Source organism: Pantoea sp. ACRSC, from assembly GCF_022346785.1.
GTDB classification, from domain to species: domain Bacteria; phylum Pseudomonadota; class Gammaproteobacteria; order Enterobacterales; family Enterobacteriaceae; genus Pantoea; species Pantoea alvi.
The window spans coordinates 17,960-39,035 of record NZ_JAKRNN010000030.1 but is presented as its reverse complement, the minus strand read 5'-3'; the positions used below and the strand labels follow the sequence as shown (position 1 = coordinate 39,035).

Here is a 21,076-nt window from a genome sequence, read left to right as displayed (position 1 = left end):
CGCAAAAGCCATCTGGTTGTTGACTTTATCCTTGTCGAAAATCTTGTCGATGCGGCCGTTGGCGTTTTCAGTGTCGCGGCTGAGGCCCGTCACGTCCTGTGCCTGGTGCTGAGCGTCGCGCACCGTGATCGCACCGTCCGCCACCGCCGAACGCGTGGTGCCGGAAGCGCTGCCGCTCATATTCACAAAGGTCGGTGGGAGCGCGCCGCCCGCAAACTGCTGGCCCGGTGCATTCTCGCTTTTATAGCCGCCGCTGATGCCGAAGGAGGCGCTGCTGGCACTATAGGAGGCGTGATTATCAATGCTGTCCCAGCCCAGCGTGCCGGTAGACAGGCGGTTATTCGCCGCATCCGCGGTAGAGGCGATGACCGCGCCGTTAAGCTGCGTATGGTTGCCGACAAAGATGTCATAGCCGCCGTCGCCCGCAAACAGCCCGCTCTGGTCGCCGACGCTGGCGTACTCGCTGTTTATTTTGCTTTTGCTGAGGCTTAACCCGGCCGAACCGCCCGTGCCCCAGGTGAAGCTGAAGCCGCCGCTGGCGCTCTGCTGTTTGCTCTGATAGTTATCGGTGTCTTGCAGGCTGGTGAGCGTGAGGTTATTGCCTGCGTTAACGCTGATGCTGTCGCCCAGCGCCTGGGCGCCGGAGAGCAGCATGTCGTTGCCGCTGCTGAGCGTCAGGTTATCCTTCGCGTTAACGCGGCTGTTGACGTTGGTCGTGCTGTCGCCGTTCTCACCGCCACTGGCCATATAGCCGTTGGCCTGTACGCCGAAGCCGGTTTGCTTACCGATGGCGGCATGCACCCCGGCGCTCCAGCCGGACGATTTGTTGCTGCTCTTCTGTTCGGTATGGTTGCTGGCGGCGACCAGGTTCAGGTCGTGCGCGGCCGCCAGCGTCACATCTTTGCCAGTGATACTGCTGCCTGCCAGCGTTAGATCGCCGCTGGTGCCGTTCGCGCCGGTGGCGACAACAGCGACGCTACCGCCCCCGCTGAGCGAACTGCCGCTGACGGTATTGCTGCTGTATTCCGATGAGGATTTGCTCTTGCTGGACCCGACGTTAAGCTCGATTTTAATGCCGACATCGTCTATTTTGCCATTTGCCAGCGCCAGCGCCAGCGCAGAATCTTTTGCCGCGTCTGACATCGCCCAGCCGCTTTCCAGCATCTTCACGGCGTTAAGCGCCTTCAGGCGATCGTCCCCCGCCTGGCTGGCCTCTTTCGCCTGAGAGCCCAGGCTCAGCAGCGCGTCGGTGATGGGGCTGGTGAGCTGCAGCGTCAGGCCGCTCTGCTTCTGCTCATAGCTCTGACGTCGCGTCAGCGTGTCGTTGCCTGGATCGATAGTAACCGATCCGCCAACAAGGCTGATATCCTGCTTTGCGATCACGTCGGAACCCGCTACGCGCGCATCCTGACCGGCAACCAGCGTCACGTTACCGCCGGTGCTGGCGCTCTGGCTCTGGGTAGTACCGTCCTGCTTCAGCTGCTGTTTCGAGGAGGCGCTGCCAAATGTCACGCCAATGCCGCCGCCGCTAAACATGCCGCTCTTTTTGGTTTCGCTCAGGCGATAGCTGGTCTGGGTATCGGTAGCCGCCGCGATGGTGAGATCGTTCCCGGCTTTCAGGCCCACATCGCCTGCGCCAATAACCGAGGATCCTTTCACCGTCAGGTCATTGCCCGCGATAATTGAAACGCGATCGCCGCTCAGCTGCGAAGCTTTTTCAGCGGTGGCGCTCTCTTCACTGATGGTGTGGGTGGTCTTTTTGCTGAACAGGCCTTTTTTGGTTTTTGTCTCCTCTTTGTAGGCGTAATCGCTCTCCGTGGCGGTCGTGATGTTCACATCGTGTCCGGCCTGCAGCGCCAGATCGTTGTTCGCGGTGAGGGTGCTTGCCTGGCTGGTAATATCGTTTCCAGCCACCAGCGTAGCGCTGCCGCCGCTGACAATTTCAGTGCCCTGCTGACGTACCGTTTCATTGATAACGGTTTTCTTGCTGCCGCGTTCGCTGTTGCCGGTTCGGCTCTCTTCCGCGTTCAGGTTGATATCCCGTCCGGCCTGCAGTTCGACATCGCCGTCTGCAACGATTGCTGCTACCTGGCTGGTTAGATTGCGTCCGGCTGAAATCGAAAGGTCGCCGCCGCTGGTTATGGCTGTGCGGTCAACGTCAGAAGTATGCGACTCTTTATTCCCTTTGCTGCTGTTCTGGCTGGTAGCGGCGCTGTTAAGATTTACATCGTTGCCTGCTGCCAGGGCAGTATCACCTTTGCCCGCAAGCGAACTGGCGATGATGCTCAGGTTATGTCCCGCGTTTAGCGCCAGATCACCACCAGCGGCTATCTGACTGCCGACATTGCTCACCGTTTGAGTACTGCTTTTTTCGGTCTTATACCAGCCTGCTTTTTTACCGCTCTGAGACTGACCTTCGATCTGCTGATTGCCCTTGATGGCGATATCGTTCCAGGCGTTCAGCAATAAATTGCCGCCCGCAGACAGGTTTGCTGCTGTCAGCCCGATGTTATTTCCGGCGCTCAGGCTCAGATCGTCAATTGATGTTATTGAAGCAGTCTGCCCATTGAGGGTTTCGCTAAACGATTTGGTACCTGCATCCAGGCTCCACTGCTGCGAGGTGGTAATGCTGTTGATGCTGCCATTGAGGCTCTCAAGCTCGACCTTTTTGCCCTTTATGGCTGAACTCACATTATTGATATCGCCAAGCGCGCTGAGTTGCAGGTCACCGCTTGCGCTGATAAGTCCGGCGCTGAGGTTATCAATACGGTTCAGACTGTCGACGGCCATGCCATTTTTTGCCGTCAGTGTGCTGCTATCGTTAACGATATTGCCGCTGGATAAGGTGACATTGTTGCCTGCAATCACGCTGCCGTTATTCATTTCGGCATCTTTAGATGACAGATAAACTTTCGGCACCATTACCGTCTGGCCATTAATTGTCGTCGCTTCCCACCAGATAATGCTTTTATCCAGCGCAGCCACCTGATCGGCGCTTAGCGATACGCCGAACTGTAGCCCCAGCGACTGCTGTGCGGCCGCGGCGTTATCCATCAGATAGCGCATTTGGTCCAGATCCGAGCCAATGCCGTGCAGATAACGACTGCCCGTCTGATTCAGAACTGTATTGCTGACGTATCGCGTATCAAAAGCCGCGTCGCCAAGAAAGCGGTAATCGCTATCTGGTTTGAGGTCCAGCCGGTTAAGCAGATATGACGATCCAAGGAAGGTATTGACGTCGGTATATTGCTGACGGGTTTCCGTCTGCGCGCTGCCGGGATGTTTGCCTAATAGCGTATTGAGATCGCCAAAGAGATTGCTGTCGAGTTGCCCCAGCCCGTTCAGTTTGGGGTTGATGGTGATCAAATAGGGGCTGTCATTGTTACCCGCAACGAAGTAACCATTGTTGCTGACTGGCAGAGGATAAGCGCTGGTATCAACTTCTGTGGGTATATTGTGCAGCAAAGAAGTGGGTGTAAGGTTGCCTTTTACCAGGTTACCCGCCTGACCCAATGCAGCCAGGCCCTGATGTGCGGCTGACAGTTGCGTCAGAGACGCTTCGTCCGGTTTTGTCCCATCCAGCGCCACGCCACCATTTACCTGCTGTAACGCATTCTGTAGCTGATCCCGCCATGCAGGCGAGTTTACGGCAACCTGGCTGCTGGCTGCTGGCTGCTAAGGTTTGGCGCTGCGTCGTGCCTGTCTGGTTCAGTGCGGCTAACCCAGCGACGGCAGGTGCGGTCAGGGTATTGCCGTTCCACCCGGCATTAGCAGTGGTGGATGTATTGCTAATGTCACCACTAAAGCTGGCGCTGACGTTGCCGCCAGCCTGAATCACTGAACGATAAAGTTCGCCGGGTGTGAAATTAGTTTCATGGTCGGTAAGGCTATAGACAATATAATTGCTTTCGGCGTTAGGTAATCTTGAACCCGCAGGCAAGCCTGTAGCAGGTGACTTCCCTTTCCATTGGTACACCAGATAGTCGTTTTGTGTTCCTGCCTGCCAGGACTGGTTGTTCAGTTGGTTTCCTGACAAAGTAATATTGCGTTGCGCCAGGATGTTGCTGGCCTGATTATCCAGACTCCCTGCCTGAGCATTGATATTACGCCCGGACGCAATACGACCTGCGCCGCCATTACTGATAACATCAACGGTTGAGCTGGTTAAGGCAAATTTCTGCGTGGCCACTTCCGCTAGCGGCGCATAGTAATATTTTGTTGAGGTGTGAACAGAGCAACCACCGTCGGCACCAGCGCAGCCACCGCCGCTTTCGGTATAAGTGGTGATTGAGTACGAACCATAAGATCCTGCCGGCAAATCGTTAATACTGATTTTAATGGTTGCATCGCCCACGCCCGCCCGCGTTGGCGCAGTAGTGTCAGTCTGCTTAACCTGCAGCCCATCCCGCGTATTCAGCAGATGCCCGGTCTTAATATTGATATCGCCATTCTGCGACTCAATAGTGCCCGACGTATTGATCACCTCACCATTCGCACTCCCCGCCGCATCGCCCTGCATCCACAGGCTGTTGCCCGCCAGCATATCCCCGCGCTGGTTGCGGATGCTGTTCGCGTAGAGCGCCAGGTTTTGCCCGGCATAGAGCAGCGCAGCGTTGACGATGCTGCCCGGTGAGCTAAGAGTCAGACTGCCCAGCGTCCCGGTAAAACCATCGACAGCGATGTCGCTGCGGCTGTTCAGGCTGACGTTGCCGCCGCCCTGTAAGGTGCCGCTGCTGTTCAGGGCGATGCGGTTGCCGCTCAGGCTGCTGTCGCCGCTCCCGGTGGTGATCTGGCCGTTATTGGTCAAATCGCCGCCCGCGCTCAGCGTCAGCGCCTGGCCCTGCAGGGTGCTCTGATTATCGATCGCGCCGTTGCTGCTGATGCTGAGCCGGTTGCCCGCCGCCAGCGTGTTGCGGACGGTGAAGCCGTTAATCAGGTTCAGGGCGGCGTCGCCGAGCGCCACCACCTGACCCAGCTGGTCGAAGCCGCCGCTCTCCAGCAGCAGGTTGCCGCCGCTGAAGAGTCTGCCGCTCGCCTGCTGCGTCACCTGCGACGCCTTCACGTTAAGCTGACTGACGCCCAGCAGCGTTCCATTGTTGGTGAGCTGCGCATAGTTCACCGTCAGGCTGCCGCCCTGCGCGGTACCCTGGTTTTGCAGCTGCGCGCCTGTCAGCGTGCCCTGCCCGTCGGCCAGCAGCGTGCCGCTGTTGCTGGCGTTTGCCGCATTCAGCGTCAGCTGCGTCGCCTGCAGCCAGCCGCTGTTGGTCAGCTGCGGCGCGTTCAGCGTCAGCTCACCGGCCGACAGTACTCTGCCGGTATTGGTTGCCGAACTGTTGGCGGTGAGGCGGCTGTTCGCCCCCTGAATCAGGCCGTAGTTATAGAGCTCCGGCGTGGTAAGCGTCAGTCCGCTCTGGCTGAGCAGCGTACCGCTGCCCTCGTTGGTTACGCGGCCGCTGGCGGTGAGCAGCAGGTTGCTCTCGCCCTGCAGGCGCCCGCTGTTGGCGACGGTGCCGGTGGTCATGGCCAGATCCGCCCCCTGCACCCGTCCGGCGTTATTAACGGCGGCGGCCTGCAGCTCCAGCCGGCCGCCGCTCAGCAGCGAGCCGTTCTGCTGCTGCGTCAGCGTATTGCCAAGCAGGGTCGTTAGCCCGTTAACGCCAGAAATCTCTCCGCCGTTATCTAAGGTGGTGCCGTTCAGCGTCAGGTTTTTCGCTATCCACTGTCCCTGATTGCTGAGGCTGAGCGCGCTGAGCGCGGCGGTGCCGTTGGCGGTAATTTTACTGCCTGCCGAGGATGAGAGCCGGTCGCGCAGGTTGAGCTGCATGGCGTCGGCGCTCTGGATCGCGCCGCCGTTGGCGAGACTTGCGGCGTTCAGCAGGATCTGCTGTCCCTGCCACGTTCCGTTATTGGTGACGGTATCGCCGGTGATGCTCAGCGTGCCCTGCGTCAGCAGCTGTCCGCCGGGATTGTTGATCAGGACGCGCGCTGGCTGAGCCTGTACCGCCAGCAGGCGCAGGGCGCGAACCGCTGCGGCCGGGCCCAGCGTCAGCGACTGCAGGCCGATCAGGCTGCCCTGATTGGTGACGCTGGCGGGCGTAACAGTCAGCGTCTCGCCCTGCACGGTGCCGCCGTTGTTAAGCACACCACCCCGCAGCGTCATCGCTTTTTCTGCCAGCAGCGAGCCGCTGTTCTCTGCATCCTGCGCGGTAATCAGCGACGTACCCTGCGACATCACCGCGCCGCCGTTGCGCAGCGCGCCGCTGATCGACGCCGTAAGATTGCCGCTGCTCAGCAGCGAGCCCTGATGCTGCCAGCTCTCAGCATCGATCTGCACGCGGTTGCCCTGCAGCGTGCCGTCGCTGTTCAGATCGCGCGCACTGAGCAGCAGATCGCCGCCGCTCAGGGCCTTACCGGACGATATCTGCGTGACGGCGTTCGTCGCCTGCGCGTCCAGCAGCGTGCTGCCCTGCCACAGTCCGCTGTTGCTGAGCGTATCGCCGCGCAGCAACAGGCTATCCGCCATCAGTCTGCCGCGGTTGTCCAGACGGCCCGCCGTCAGGCTGGCGCTGCCTTTTGTTACCATCGTACCGCTGTTGTCGAGCAGCCCGGCCGTGGTGCCGGTCAGCGTCGCAATGCCGTTCACCGTGCCGCTGTTGGTCAGCTCGCCGAACTGATAGTGCAGATCGCTGCCCTGCATCGCGCCAGCATTGCTGCCGCTGGTTGCCTGCAGGCCGAGATCGCCGCCGCTCAGTAAGGTGCCCGCGCTCAGGTTGTTGAGCTGACCAAAACCGGCCGACAGCGCCGCGTCGCCCTGCATAAGACCGCGATTCGCTAAGCGGTCGCCCGTCGCCGTGAGCTGCTGCGCAGCCAGGGTACCGGCGTTATCCAGCGTCGCGGCCTGCAGCGTTGCCTGCTGGCGCGCCAGCAGCACCCCGGCATCGCCGTTGCTCAGCGTGCCGGTCAGTCGGGTAGTGACGTTGTCCGCCGTGACCCGTCCGCTGTTGCTGAAGTCGCGTCCGTTTAAGTCGAAGTCGCCAGAAATCTGCAGCAGTCCGGCGTTGGTCAGCGTCGCCGGCGAGAGCGACAGCGAAGAGCCGCTGATAAGCTGGCCGCCGACCGCATTGGCAATAGTCGCGCCGCTGAGGGTAAGCGCGCTGTTGCCCTGCAGCAGTCCTGCGTTAAAGAGATTCGCTGTTGTGACATGAAGCTGGTCCGCCGCCAGCGTACCGGCGTTGCGCGTCTCGCCGCTTGTCAGGTCAACACGCTTTTCGCTCAGCAGCGTGCCGCCGTTATCCAGCAGGCCGTTGACCTCTGCGCTGAGCTGCGAGGCAGCGCGCGCGCTGCCTGGGTTCTGCCAGCTGTTTACCCGCAGATCGATCCGATCACCCTGCAGGCTGCCCTGGTTAGTAAGATTATCTCCCTGCACCGCCAGCGTTCCGCCGCTGAGAAGCTGACCGCTCGTCTGGTTGCTGAGCTGGTTGCCCTGGAGCGTCAGCGCGTCCGCGCCCTGCATCAGCCCGCTGTTTACCAGATCGCTCTGCAAGGTCAGCACCTGCGCCAGCAGCCAGCCGCTGTTGTCTGTTTTGCCCGCCTGCAGCTGCACGCCCTGCTGCCCCAGGATTTTGCCGCTGTTATTCAGGCTGTCAGCCTTAAGCTGTGCGTCGCCGACGCTGAGCGCGTTGCCACGGTTTTGCCAGTCGGCGGCCGTCAGGTTCAGCTGCTGGCCCTGCATCAGGCCGCTGTTTTCAAGCTGGCCAGCATTCAGCTTCAGCTCGCCGCCGCTCAGCAGGGTGCCGCTGTTGGTGAGCCGCTGATCTGCCGCGAGCAGCGCCTGTTTGCCCTGCAGGGTGCCGCTGTTTATCAGGGTTGCGCCGTCGATATTCAGCTGGCTGGCGGCGATCTCTCCGCCGTTGGTCAGGCTGGCGTTATTGAGCTGCAGGGCGTTATCCGCCAGCAGCCGCGCGCCCTGCTGGTTGCTGAAGCTGTCGTTATTAGCAACGATATCCGCCGCGTTGATCTCGCCGCCGTTGGTCAGGCTGGCACCGGCCAGCGTCAGGGTGCTGCCGCTGGTGATAAGGCCCAGGTTGTTTAGCTCGGGCAGATTGAGGCCAAAGCTGTTCTCCGAGCTGACCGTGCCTTGCGCCAGGTTAGTGAGGCGTTGTCCCTTCAGGCTGAGCGCACGGGTGCCCTGAATCAGCCCGTTATTGTCGGTTTCCCCGCTGCTGAGCCGCAGCGCCTGCTGGCTGAGAAGAGTGCCGCTGTTGTTGAGGTGATCCAGCGTAAGCGACGCATCTCCCAGGCTCAGCACCTTGCCGCTGTTCAGCCCGCTGCTTGCCGTGATGGTTAACTGCTGCCCCTGCAGCGCGCCTGCGTTACTGAGCGCGTCGGCCTTGAGGGTTAGCTGCCCGTCGCTCAGCAGCGTTCCGCGGTTGTCGAGCTGCTGGCCCTGCGTCTCCAGCGTCTGCTTCGCCTGCAGCGTCCCGCTGTTGCTTACCTTGCCGCTGTTAATGGCCAGCTGTTCGGCGGCAATTTTTCCGCTGTTGTCCAGGGTGTCGTTGTTCAGCTGCAGGCGGTGCTCCGCCAGCAGCGAGCCACCCCCGTTGACGATCGTCTCATTGCGCGCCGTCAGGTTCGCGGCGTTAATTTCTCCGCTGTTGGTCAGGCTGCGGCCGCCCAGCGTCAGCGTTGCGCCGCTGCTGATAAGCCCGCCGTTATCCAGATTCTGGAAAAAGAGCGAGAAGCCGTTATTTGAGCTGAGGGTGCCGCCCGCCAGGTTGTTGAGCTGACCGCCGCTGAAGCTGAGCGCATCCGCGCCCTGCAGCAGGCCGCTGTTGTCGGTTTGCACGCTGTCGAGTGTCAGCGCGGGTGCGGAGAGCACGCCCTGGTTGAGCAGATAATCGCTGCGCACCGCAAGGCTGCCGCTGCCGGCGAGGGTCGCGCCGCTGTGGTTGGTTAAGGTGCCCGCGCTGAGCGTGGTCGCGGCCGCGGCAAGCGAACCGCGGTTATCGAGCTGCTGCGCGGTGGCAGAGAGCGTTTTGCCAGCGGTAAATTGCCCGGCATGGCTCAGCTGCTTAGCCGCCTGCAGCTGAATCGTCTCCCCCGCATTTCCCCGGCTGGCCTGGTCTGCCGACAGCGTGCCGCCGCTTAGGCGAATATCCCGCCCCGCCGTGAGATTTGCGCCTTGCGTGGTGAGATTGCCGCTGGCCGACACGGTGATGTCGGCATCGCTCACCAGCGCACCCGGCCCGATGGCGACATCCTGCTGCGCGTTAACGGCAATCTGCCCGGCCGCTTTGTTATCGCCGCCTAGCGCGACCGACGCACCTTTTGCCGTCAGCGCTCCGCTGCTCAGGCTGGTATTCAGCGTCAGCTGTCCGCTGCTGTCGAGCTGGATATCGCCCTGTTTCGCCACCAGGTTGCCGAGGTTAACGCCTACACCCTTTTCACTTGAGACAAGGCGAATGCGGTTGGCGTACATGCCGCCCAGCGCGCCGGTATCCACCGCCACCGACGGCGCGGCCCCTTCGCCGGCGATCGGCGTGACCGAGCCATCTGCACCGACGCGGTTCGCGCCCAGCGTCACCGAGAGATCTTTCGCATGGATACCAGCATTGATTTCCGTGGCGCGCGCGACGATCGACACCGCATCCGCGCTGCTGCCGTCCAGCCCCTTGCCCTCGACGATCACCGCGCCTTTGCTCACTTCCAGCGCGGCGAGGTTGCCGTTCGCATCCAGCTGCGGCCTGCCGGTGGTAAGCGTGACGTTCGGCGTGTTAATAAAGCCGCAGCCGTTGCAGGTAATGCCGTACGGGTTGGCGACCATCACGCTGGCGGCTTTGCCCGCCACTTCGGTGTAGCCCTGCAGCCGGGAGCGGTTGGCGCCTGTCACTTCGTTGATGATCGCCCGCGCTTCCTGCCCGGCTTTCAGGTTGGGGTTGTTCTGGATCAGGCCGCCCAGCTGCGTCTGATTAAGCTGGCCGGTGGCATTATTGAGGATCAGCCCTTCCTGTCCGACGTTGTACTGCTGGTACTGGTTATGCGAAACGCCTGCGCCGTTGGGCGTGGCGATATTGACCACCGGCACGCCGTTGCCCGCGGCATCCAACTGCGTGCCGCGGGTGACCGGAGTAATCTGCGCCGCCGCCGCGGGCAGCATCGGCTGCACGGCCACCAGATAACAGATAAGGTAGCTCAGCGCGCGGCGGGCAAGGGAAACAGGTTGACGATCGTCCATAATCTTTGCCTCTTAGAAAACCAGCCCGACGCGGGCGTAAATGCTGACGCGATCCGGCTGCAGATAGCCAGGATAGCTGAGGGGAATGCCGAGGGTGTACTGGGTGTAAAAATAGCGGCCGCGCGTGCCGAGTCCGATGGCGCTGCCCCACAGCGTGCCGGTCGCTTCCCGGTTCTGCGCGTCGCTTTTCAGCCAGCCGCCGTCCACCGCGGCCAGCGCGCTCACCTCGCCCATGACCGGCAGCGTGAACAGGCGGTAGCTGAGTTCGTTACGCAGGTAGCCGCCGACGTCGCCGGAGAGATACTGCTCTTTAAAGCCGCGCACCGAGCTTTCGCCACCGAGCGTCAGGCGCTCGCTGCCGTAAAGCCGATCGGGCGACCACTGGCCATAGAGGCTGCTGAGCCACCAGAGATCCTTTGCGAGGGGGCGCTGGAAGCTGCCGCCCAGGCTCCACTTGCGGAACTGCGCCTTGGGCAGTTGGTCGCTTTTGCCCGCGTCGCTTTCGGCATTAAACCAGGGCATGCCGCGGCTGAAGGTCGGGTTCAGCGTGGCCACCCCGCCGAACATTTTTTGCGTGTGGTTGAGCCCCAGCTGCAGGCTGGTGATTTTGCGGCTGCTGCCAGCGAGCAGCGTATGGTTGAGGAAGTTATGGCTGGTGTAGTGGTTCAGGCCGAGCTGCGCGCCGGTTTTGATATCGCCGTTGCGGAACAGCACCCACGAGCCATTCAGGCGGTGCGCAACGTTGTCGCCGTTGCTCAGCCAGGTAAAGCCGTTGTTGACGAAGCTGCTGTGATAGCTGCTCCAGCTGTAGCTGTAGTCGAGCAGTCCGTAGCCGTACGGCACGCTGACGCCCCCCTGCAGGTTCTGCGCGTCGCGCCAGTCGCTAAAGGCGCTGCTGCGTCCGCCGCTGATAAACCAGCGGTCCGCCAGCCCGAGCAGGTTATTGCCGGTGAGCGAAGCGCTGAGCTGGCCGACGCCGGTGCTTTTCTGCCCGCTGTTGTCAACGCCCACAGCGGCGCTCAGGGGAAATTCCGGCTTCGCGGTGAGATTAACCACGGAATAGCCCGCTTTGGGTGACGGCTGAATATCGATCTGCACCGGCGTGCTGCGCACCCGGTTAATTTGCTCCATACCCTGCTCAATATCACGCAGGTTGAGGATGTTGCCTTCCAGTCCGGGAAAAGCCATCGCCAGGACGCGCGGATGCTCGCCCTCAAGCCGAATTTCATCCAGCCTCCCCTCCAGCACCGGAATAATCAGCTCGCCGCTGGATAAATCCTGTTCGGTCAGGAACGCCCTGCTGGTAATATAGCCGCGCTGCATATACCAGTCGGAAATGCCATGCACCAGCGCGTTAATTTCCGATAAGTTAAGGCAGCGATGAATATAGGGCGCGGTAATTCTTTCCCGCTGGCGCGCAGAGAGCAGCGAGGCGTTGCGAATATCGATGGCGTGAACCGGAAAACAGGGGCCGGTTTGCGAGGAGGCCGCAGCGGGCGCGCGTTCAGTCGACACGGCGTTCCAGAGGGCATCGCGCTGCTGCCGATCCTGATTCAGCCGCTGCTGCTGCTGATTTTGAATATAATCGCGGTCGGCAGGATTTAACGGCGCCGCAATAGCTGAAGTTGCAAATAAGCTGACGCACAGCGCCAGTAACATCCCTGATTTAGCCATTATTAAAAACTTAAGTTAAGTTAATTATAATCGTCTTCCCTTCCCTGCGACACAGAATATTACCAAAACAATGGGAAAGTTCCGGTTAAATGCAGAAAAAAGCAATTTCCCGCTGATTTAATACAGCAAGGCGTTAAATGATTAATTAACTCAAATTAAAAGCATTAAAGATGGCGCTGACTATTAACGCATAAATAATCTGGCGGCAGGCTGATATTACTGATTAACGTTATTCGCGCTGTTAATTAGATCGTAAACGTAACTGATAAATAATGCAGGCGTCGCTACAGCGCCTTATACAGAAGAGTGGCTCTCCCCTCGGTCTGAAATCAGCCCGCGACGGTATCGACGCCCCTTTTACCACAGCGGCTAAAGGGGATCTTTACCGTTTTGCCCGGCATCGAAGGGCTGCAGCGCCGCTTTCAGCGCCTTTAACAGCAGCGTCGTTCGGTAAGGCATATACTGTCGGGTCGGCAGCAGCGCCCAGACCGCCAGCGCGTGTCGACTGGCATCCGCCAGCGCAATTTCCACCAGCTCTCCCCGATGCAGCTCGTCACGAACATCAAGAAAGGTCAGCTGCGCGATGCCGATACCGGCCACGCACATCTCCCGCACCCCCTCGACGCTGCTGCAGCTGAAGCGTGCGGCGATCGGGCAGTTCACCACCTGGCCGTGCTGCTCGAACATCCAGTGCGCCACCCCGGATATTTTCAGGCAGCGATGCTGCTGCAGATCGCTGAGGCTGGCCGGCTGGCCATAGCGCGCCAGATAGCCGGGCGCGGCGCAGAGTATCCGCGGATTATCGGCGAGCCGGTGGGCGATCAGCGTTGAGTCCTTCAGCGGCGCCAGCCGCAGCGCCATGTCATAGCCCTGCCCGACGATATCGACCAGGCTGTCGCTCAGGTTGAGATCGACCTGCAGCGCGGGGTTCGCCTCCATTATTGCAGGGAGCAGCGGCAGAAGATGACGCTTGCCGAATTCCGACGCCGCGGTAACGCGCAGCAGCCCGCTGGCGCCCTGCGCTGCGGAGGTAAACAGACTCCTGGCGGTTTCTTCCGCCTCCAGCATCAGGCGCGCATAGGGCAGAAACGCCTCCCCTTCGCTGGTTAACGACACCGCGCGCGTGGTGCGCTGAAACAGGCGCACCCCCAGCTCGCTCTCCAGCTGCGCTAACCGTCGGGAGATGGTCATCGCCGTTGCGTTAATGCGCCTGGCCGTCTCGGTAAGATTGCCGGTGTCGGCAATGCTGCAGAAAATCTCAACGTTTTTTAAGTCCATTGTAACGATATCCGTTATACAGCTTGTCGATTTTGGCGATTATTCGCCGCAGGAGGCTGCATTACAATAGTTTAATCAGATAATGATTCAGGGGATGCTGCACTATGACTAAACGACTTTTCACTGCCGCCACCATCAAGGGCACGCACTTTACCAACCGCGCCATGGTGGCGCCGATGACCCGCATCTCCGCCTCGGAAGCTGGCGTGCCGGGCGAGCTGATGCAGCGCTACTACGCCAGCTTTGCGCGCGGCGGCTTCGGCGGCGTGATTTCAGAGGGGCTCTATGTCGACCAGGCCTGGTCGCAGACCTACGCTTTTCAGCCCGGTATTGTAACCGATGAGCAGGTAGAGGGCTGGCGCAAGGTGGTTGATGCCGTGAAAAGCCAGGGTGCCGTCTTTATCGCGCAGCTGATCCATGGCGGCGCGCTGTCGCAGGCCAATATCTATCGCCGCTCCACCGTCGCTCCTTCGGCAGTGCAGCCGGTCGGCCAGCAGCTCGGCTTCTACCACGGTCAGGGCGATTATGCGCTGCCGGAGGCGATGAGCGAGGCGCAGATCCAGCAGGCGATTGACGCCTTTGCCGCCAGCGCGGCGCGTGCGATCAACGCGGCGGGTTTTGACGGCGTCGAGATCCATTCAGCCAATGGCTATCTGCTCGATCAGTTTCTGACCGACTACACCAATCAGCGCACCGACCGCTGGGGCGGCGATATCGAAGCGCGCCTCAGCCTGACGCTGGCGGTGATTAAGGCGGTGCGGGCGCAAATCGGGCCTGATGCCATGCTGGGCGTGCGCATCTCTCAGGGCAAGGTCAACGATTTCCATCACAAGTGGAAAGAAGGCAAAGCGGGCGCGGCGAAAGTGTTTGCTCTGCTGCAGGAGGCGGGCGTGGATTATATCCACGTAACGGAATATCAGGCGTGGAAACCCGCCTTTAGCGACGGCGAACAGACCTTTGCCGCTATCGCCCGCGAGGCGGCGCCGGATACCGTGCTTATTGTTAACGGCGGTCTCGATACCGGTGAACTGGCAGAAGCGCAGCTTGAACAGGGTGCCGATTTTGTGGCGATCGGCAAGGCGGCGCTGGCCAATCACGACTGGCCGACGCGCGTCGCGGAAAACGCACCGCTGCACGCGCTGCCGGAGAATGTGCTGTCGCCGGTGGCCAATATCAAACAGAGCGAAATTTAATCTTCGTTAGCTTGCCGGGCCGATGCTCTAACGCAGGCCCGGCGGTAAAGCGCCGTTATCGCGGCTAAAGCGCAATAACCATATCGATGCAGCGCAGCTCTGCCTGAGCAAGCCTGGAGGGGTAGAGATTTTCCTGCACAAAGCGAAAGCCGTGGCGCTCATAAAACCTTTGTGCATTAGGGGTAGAGGCGAGCGTTAGCCGGGTAAAGCCCCGCTGGCGCGCCTCGTCTTTAATCGCCTCGATAATCTTGCTGGCTAACCCTTTGCCAGCGTAATCGGGCAAGGTAAAAATTGCCTCGACGCTGCCGGAAGTGAGATCAAGAAAGCCGGTTGCGACCGGCCTGGTATCTGGCCCTTCAGCAACAAAGAAGGGGTTCGCTCTGATAACGTCCCGGTAACTTTCCGGCATCGCCTCTGGCGTCCATGCCTGAAGGATCGCCGGCTCATAGCTGGTGCGGCAGCCGTCACGGATAGCCAGATTCCTGACGAGCCAGCACTGTTCCGCTTCGTCAGGTCGCGCACGCCTTACTCTCATCACTTTTCCCTTGTCGCTTTCTTTGTGGGTTGGTTATCTCGCCCGTCGGTGCCGCGCCGCATCAGCGCTCGCCCCAGCGCATATGCTGAATCACGACCCGATAGCCATCGCCATCTTTAAATGTCACGCCCCTTCTCTCCCAGTAGGGATTGAACGATTCCACTCGGACAAAGCCAGCCCGATCCATCTTTGCGCAGCGCATCTCCCAGCTCTGCTGGTCAGGCACGTAGAGAACCAGCAGATCTTCGGCCGACGGAGAGGGCGTAACCGGATGAAAGTGACACTGGGTGAATTCAAGATGCCAGGGCAAATCATCGCGCCCTAACATACAGCCGCTGAAACCACCGTGATCGCGAAATTCGCCGATGATCTGCAGATCCAGTCCGCTGACGTAGATCTGAGCGCTATCGCTCAGCAGGCTCACCGGCCTGGCGATACGCATATGCTGAAATTCCATAGCCACCTCTCTTTATGCTCCTGACAGATCGCTGCCGTCTGTAATATGCACCACTCGCCAGCAAGGAAAAACCATCTTTGAAGGATTTATTCACGCAGGAATAGCGCCTTACGGCGATAGAGGCGCGATCTGGCTGCGCCGGATGGGCGTGGTTACGCGATTAACCGCGGCCATCCTGTGGCGGAAGAGCCACCTGACGAACTGAGCGCCGCGCTGCTACGCTTTCTTCGCTGGTTGCGCGGCGTCATCTGGCTCGCCTCAGAGACTCTCCTGCCCGCCAGCGTCATCTTTCGCCTTTAGCGACAGATTGCCGTCAGGCACTCGCGGCAGGGTTTTGAATTAACCTTTCGGTGTTTCGCTGTCATCAGGGCATCGCGCGGATGATAAAAGGTGCCGATAAACATGCGGAGCGGTATCGCGGGCAGCCTGTTACAGGCTTTGGTATGCAGAACAAAGCAGCCTGTGGCGTCGCATTCCAGGGTGAGGTAATAAAAGCTGTTTGTCATGATGGCCGGTTAAAAAAAGCTGTCGTCAATACAATATTCAATATCCTGAAACAGATTGATACATCAGCCAAACCTATCGCTGGGAAAGGCTTGTCCTATCAACTCAATCCAGCATATTTTGCTATCAGTTTTACGTAAAACATTATAAACCCAGGCAATGCCACCCATCCCTGCCTGAATATTCGATTTTATCGTCACTATTAACCTGACCTTAAGATGAAAATAAATATCTGCTGGCGCCTGCGGCCTGGACTCTCTCGCACTCTTTTTACGCAGCGATGCGCGTTTTCGGTGCAAAAGCAAAAGGTGACGCCGGTTTTTAAGCCTGTTTCCCCGCTTTCAACTCATTATGAGCTGGCACAACTCTTGCAGCTTGTATGTACAAGTTAATCCCCTGCTGCATTTAACAAAATTTTATCAAGTGATGCTCACAAACCGAGCAGATCAACGGTGTATCGGCACAGATTTACTTGTATATACATGAAATGTCATTTCACCCTTTTCACCACCAGATGGTCTATATCGATTACTGACCAGGAGAAGCCGCATGACGCAACGCGCCCCTATTCGCCGTTTTTGCCTCACCACCCTTTTCGCCACGCTGCTGCTGACCGGCGCGGCCGCGCAGGCGAAAGAGTGGAAATCGATCACCATAGCAACTGAAGGAAGCTATGAACCCTGGAACCTGACGCTGCCGGGCGGCAAGCTGGGCGGCTTTGAGCCTGAGCTGATGGAGGATCTCTGCAAGCGCATGGGCACGCAGTGCAAGCTGGTGGTGCAGAACTGGGACGGCATGATCGCCGGGCTGAATGCCGGCAAATATGATGTGATCATGGATGCGATTTTCATTACGCCGGATCGTAAAAAAGTGGTCAACTTCACCACGCCCTACGCCTCAACGCCCGCCACCTTTATTACCAGTAAAGAGAACCCGCTGCTGCCGGCCGACAGCAACATTATTAAGCTGCACGATGACGAGGCGGCGATCAACGCGGCGATCGCCCCGCTCAAGGCGGCGCTGAAAGGCAAAACCATCGGCATCGCCTCCGGCACCGTCTACACCCCCTTTATCGACAAATATTTTAAAGGCGACACCGAGGTGCGCGAATACACCTCATCGGCGGACGCCATTCTCGATCTGCAATCGGGCCGCATCGACGCGGTATTTGACGACGTCACCTTTGCCCAGTCGATGCTGGCGCGCAAAGAGAACGCCGGTCTGACCTTCAGCGGCCCGCAGCTGGGCGGGCCGATCTGGGGTGAAGGCGAAGCGATGGGCGTGCGCATGGCGGATAACGACCTTAAAGCCAAACTCGACGAGGCGATTCATGCGGCGCTGGCCGACGGCACGGTGAAAAAGCTGAGCGAAAAGTGGTTTAAAACCGACGTAACCCCGTAAGAGAGGTAAAAGATGATGAGCCTGCTGAGTTTTGGCGCGGACGGCTGGGGCCGTCTGATCCTGAGCGCCGCCTGCACCACGCTGCTGCTGTCGCTGGCGGCGCTAATTATCGGGGCCGTCGTCGGCTCCGGCGTGGCGGCCGCCCGGCTCTCCTCTCAGCGCTGGCTGCGCTGGCTGGGCGAGAGCTATTCGGTGGTGTTTCGCGGTATCCCCGAACTGCTGGTGATCTACCTGTTTTATTTCGGCGGATCCGGCCTGATTACCCTGGTGGGCCAGCTGTTCGGCGCGGACGGCTTTATCGAGGCGCCGCCGTTCCTGATTGGCGCGCTGGCGATCGGGCTCATCTCTGGCTCCTATCAGGGGGAGGTCTATCGCGCGGCGCGTCTGGCGCTGGCCAATGGCGAAGTGGAAGCGGCGGTGGCGATCGGCATGCCGCGCTGGCGCATCGCCCAGCGCATTCTGTTGCCGCAGGTGATGCGCTACGCGCTGCCCGGCATGTCGAACGTCTGGCAGATGAGCCTCAAGGATTCGGCGCTGGTCTCGGTGACCGGCATTGTCGAACTGATGCGCGCCAGCCAGGTCGCCGCCGGCTCCACCCGCGACTACTTCACCTTCTATCTGGTCGGCGGCGCCTGCTATCTGGCGCTGACGCTGCTCTCTAATCAGGCGTTTCGTCGGGCGGAGTCGCGCCTCGGACGGGCGTGGCAGAGCCGCACCGCGGCGCAGCATTAAGGAGCAGCAGCATGATTGACGTCGCCTTTCTCACCGACACCTTTCTTAAGCTGAGCGCCGCCCTGCCGGTGACCCTCGGCCTGTTTATCAGCGCCTTTCTGTGCGGTGGCGCGCTGGCAATCGGCATCCTGGCGCTGCGCATGAGCCGCTGGCGGCTGCTGAGCGCCTTCGCGCGCAGCTACATTCTGGTGTTCCGCGGCTCGCCGCTAATGATCCAGCTGTTTCTGATCTACTACGGGCTTGGGCAGTTCGGCGTGATCCGCCACAGCATCGTCTGGCCGCTCCTGCGTGAACCCTTTGTTTGCGCGGTGCTGGCGCTGTCGCTCTGCACCGCGGCCTATACCGCGGAGATCCTGCGCGGGGCGCTGCTCGCCGTGCCCGCCGGACAGGTTGAGGCTGGTCTCGCCTGCGGCATGTCGCGCTGGCTGCTGCTGCGCCGCATTATCGCGCCGGTAATGCTGCGCTATGCGCTGCCCGCCTACTCTACCGAGGCGATTCTGCTGGTGAAGTCCACCGCCCTGGCCAGCCTCGTTACCGTCTGGGACGTTACCGGCGTCGCGCAGCAGATCATCCAGCGCACCTACCGCACCATGGAGGTGTTTCTCTGCGCCGCCGTTATCTACCTGCTGCTTAATTTTATTATCGTCCAGCTCTACGCGCTGCTGGAACGTCGTCTGACCCCGGTGCACCGCACGGCAAAAAAGCCGTTGTCCGCCGCTAAACCGCTTGTCGGAGAATAATATGCATTCCACCTCCCCCGTTACCCTGTCCGCCACGGATATTCATAAATCCTTCGGCGCGATGGAAGTGCTGAAAGGTATTTCGCTGCAGGCGCATAAAGGCGATGTGATTTCGATTCTTGGCGCCAGCGGCTCGGGTAAAAGTACCCTGCTGCGCTGTATCAACCTGCTGGAAACGCCCGATGCCGGCGTGGTCAGCGTCGGCGGCGAAACCATCGAGATGAAGCGCCACGCGCGCGGTCATCAGCTGGCGGCCAACCCCCGGCAGATTGAGCGCCTGCGCGCCCGACTCGGCATGGTGTTCCAGAGCTTTAATCTCTGGTCGCATATGACGGTGCTGCAGAACGTTATTGAAGGGCCGCACTACGTGCTGAAGCGCGACAGGAAAAGCTGCATCGCCCAGGCGGAGCAGCTGCTGGATCGCGTCGGCCTGCTTAACCGCAAAGATTTCTATCCGGCGCAGCTCTCCGGCGGCCAGCAGCAGCGCGTGGCGATCGCCCGCGCGCTGGCGATGGATCCCGAGGTGATGCTGTTCGACGAGCCGACCTCTGCGCTCGATCCCGAACTGGTGGGCGAAGTACTGAAGGTGATGCGCAGCCTGGCGGAAGAGGGACGCACCATGCTGGTGGTAACGCACGAAATGGGCTTTGCGCGCAACGTCTCTAACCGCGTGGTGTTTATGCATCAGGGCACCATTGACTGTCAGGGCGCCCCGGAGGCGATGTTCGGCCAGCAGGGATCGCAGCGCTTTAAACAGTTTATCTCCAGCCACCACGGCGCGGAGCAGCCATCATGACCGTTATCTGGGGCGATAAGCCGATAACGTGGCAGGAGCTGGTCGCGGTGGCGCGGCATAACGCGTCGTTGAGCTTAAGCGCCAGCGCCTGGCAGCGTATCGCCCAGGGGCGCGCCATTGTCGATAAGATCGTTGCCAGCGGGCAAATCGCCTACGGCGTCAATACCGGCCTCGGCGCGCTGTGCAATATCACGCTGGCGGACGAGCAGCTTAGCCAGCTGTCGCGCAATACCCTGCTTAGTCATGCCTGCGGGGTCGGTCCGCTGCTGACGCGCGAGCAGGCGCGCGCCATTCTGTGCGCGGCGATCGCTAACTTCAGCCACGGCAGGTCGGGCGTCTCGACGGGACTGGTGCAGCATATGCTGGCGCTGGTGAATCACCAGATCACGCCGCAGGTGCCGTCGCAGGGATCGGTGGGCTACCTGAGCCACATGGCCCACATCGGTCTGGCGCTGATCGGCGTCGGCGAGGTGGAGTATCAACACCAGCGCATGCCCGCCGCGCAGGCGCTGGCGCTGGCTGGCCTGGAACCCTGGCGTCCCGGCGCCAAAGAGGGGTTAAGCCTGGTAAACGGCACGCCCTGCATGACCGGGCTCGCCTGCCTGGCGCTGGACGAGGCCGCACGCCTGCTGGACTGGGCAGACGTCACCGGCGCAATGAGCTTCGAGGCGCTGCGCGGCCAGCTGGCGGCGTTCGACGCCGAGGTGCTGGCGCTGAAGGCGAGTCCCGGCATGCAGATCAGCGGCCAGCGGCTGCGTCAGCTGCTGAGCGACAGTCCGCTGCTGGCCGCCAGCGTCGGCATTCGCACTCAGGATGCCCTCAGCCTGCGCTCAATGCCGCAGGTGCACGGCGCCAGCCGGGATCAGTTTGCCCACGCCGCGCGTCAGATCGACACCGAACTCAACGCCTGCACCGACAACCCGCTGGTGCTTGGCACGCCGGAAGCGTGGCGCGTGGTGTCGCAGGCCAATCCGCACGGTGAGTCGGTGGCGATGGCGGCGGATCTGCTGGCGATCGCCATGGCGGAGACGGGCAGCATCGCCGAGCGGCGCCTCGACCGGCTGGTCAATCCGCTGGTGAGCGGCCTGCCGCCCTTTCTGGTGGCGCAGCCGGGGGTTAACTCCGGCATGATGATCGCGCAATATGTCGCGGCGTCGCTCTGCGCGGAGAATCGCCAGCTGGCGCAGCCGGCGGTGCTGGATAACTATGTCACCTCGGGGCTGCAGGAGGATCACCTCAGCCTGGGCACCGGCGCGGCGCTCAAGCTGCTGAAGCTGCTGGAAAACGTCTGGCATATTCTGGCTATCGAATATCTGCTGGCGGCGCAGGCGCTCGACTTTCACGGCGACGCGGCGCTCGCCTCGGGCACGCGGCGAGCCTTACAGAGCCTGCGCGCGGTGGTGGCAAACTGGCAGCAGGATCGCTGGCTGGCACCCGATATTGCCCAGGCGGTGAACCTGTTAAAAAACACTCCCGACGTTACCACGCTGTAACCCCCTGGCGGCGGGCTGTCGCCCTCTTCCGGGCCTGTT

Annotated in this window: 12 protein-coding genes and 1 pseudogene; 7 read left to right on the top strand and 6 right to left on the bottom strand. The window is 60.7% G+C overall.

Annotation, left to right across the window (positions count from 1 at the left end; translation table 11 throughout):
• The 4 genes and pseudogenes from MHZ97_RS20575 to MHZ97_RS20560 all read right to left on the bottom strand — a co-directional run.
• Positions 1-3,366: hemagglutinin repeat-containing protein (locus tag MHZ97_RS20575; RefSeq protein WP_239315573.1), on the bottom strand; the 3,366-nt coding region annotated here is incomplete at its 3' end.
• Positions 3,367-4,513: 1,147 nt separating this feature from the next.
• Positions 4,514-10,234: pseudogene (locus MHZ97_RS20570) on the bottom strand (filamentous hemagglutinin N-terminal domain-containing protein); the annotation flags it as partial.
• Between the two features lie 12 nt (positions 10,235-10,246).
• The gene (locus tag MHZ97_RS20565) at positions 10,247-11,908 is read right to left on the bottom strand and encodes a ShlB/FhaC/HecB family hemolysin secretion/activation protein (protein WP_255729704.1); all 1,662 of its coding nucleotides are present in this window, start codon (positions 11,906-11,908) and stop codon (positions 10,247-10,249) included.
• Between the two features lie 369 nt (positions 11,909-12,277).
• Entirely contained in the window at positions 12,278-13,186 is a 909-nt protein-coding gene (locus MHZ97_RS20560; protein ID WP_103795909.1) for a LysR family transcriptional regulator, read from the bottom strand.
• Positions 13,187-13,290: 104 nt separating this feature from the next.
• On the opposite strand from MHZ97_RS20560, the gene MHZ97_RS20555 reads away from it, so the two are divergent.
• Positions 13,291-14,379 (top strand): NADH:flavin oxidoreductase, encoded by a 1,089-nt coding sequence (locus MHZ97_RS20555; protein WP_239315570.1) that lies wholly within the window; start codon positions 13,291-13,293, stop codon positions 14,377-14,379.
• Positions 14,380-14,443: 64 nt separating this feature from the next.
• Here MHZ97_RS20555 and MHZ97_RS20550 read toward each other — a convergent pair whose 3' ends face one another.
• Positions 14,444-14,914, bottom strand: coding sequence for a GNAT family N-acetyltransferase (locus MHZ97_RS20550; RefSeq protein WP_239315569.1), 471 nt, complete (start codon positions 14,912-14,914; stop codon positions 14,444-14,446).
• 61 nt (positions 14,915-14,975) lie between these two features.
• Positions 14,976-15,371, bottom strand: coding sequence for a VOC family protein (locus MHZ97_RS20545; protein ID WP_103795911.1), 396 nt, complete (start codon positions 15,369-15,371; stop codon positions 14,976-14,978).
• 380 nt (positions 15,372-15,751) lie between these two features.
• On the opposite strand from MHZ97_RS20545, the gene MHZ97_RS20540 reads away from it, so the two are divergent.
• From MHZ97_RS20540 to hutH, 6 genes are all read left to right on the top strand, one after another.
• On the top strand, positions 15,752-16,015 hold the full coding sequence (locus MHZ97_RS20540) for a hypothetical protein (RefSeq protein WP_239315568.1): 264 nt from the start codon (positions 15,752-15,754) through the stop codon (positions 16,013-16,015).
• Positions 16,016-16,424: 409 nt separating this feature from the next.
• Positions 16,425-17,276: a transporter substrate-binding domain-containing protein gene (locus MHZ97_RS20535; RefSeq protein ID WP_239315567.1), complete on the top strand. Its 852-nt coding sequence runs from the start codon at positions 16,425-16,427 to the stop codon at positions 17,274-17,276.
• 12 nt (positions 17,277-17,288) lie between these two features.
• The gene (locus MHZ97_RS20530) at positions 17,289-18,008 is read left to right on the top strand and encodes an ABC transporter permease (protein WP_103795914.1); all 720 of its coding nucleotides are present in this window, start codon (positions 17,289-17,291) and stop codon (positions 18,006-18,008) included.
• A gap of 11 nt (positions 18,009-18,019) precedes the next feature.
• On the top strand, positions 18,020-18,748 hold the full coding sequence (locus MHZ97_RS20525; protein ID WP_103795915.1) for an ABC transporter permease: 729 nt from the start codon (positions 18,020-18,022) through the stop codon (positions 18,746-18,748).
• Position 18,749: 1 nt separating this feature from the next.
• Positions 18,750-19,544 carry an ABC transporter ATP-binding protein gene (locus MHZ97_RS20520; protein ID WP_103795916.1) on the top strand — a complete coding sequence of 265 codons (795 nt, stop codon included), beginning with the start codon at positions 18,750-18,752 and terminating at the stop codon, positions 19,542-19,544.
• Positions 19,541-21,037, top strand: a complete 1,497-nt coding sequence (gene hutH, locus MHZ97_RS20515) for a histidine ammonia-lyase (RefSeq protein WP_239315566.1) — start codon at positions 19,541-19,543, stop codon at positions 21,035-21,037. The genes MHZ97_RS20520 and hutH overlap by 4 nt, the downstream gene beginning before the upstream one ends.
• Positions 21,038-21,076 lie beyond the last annotated feature (39 nt).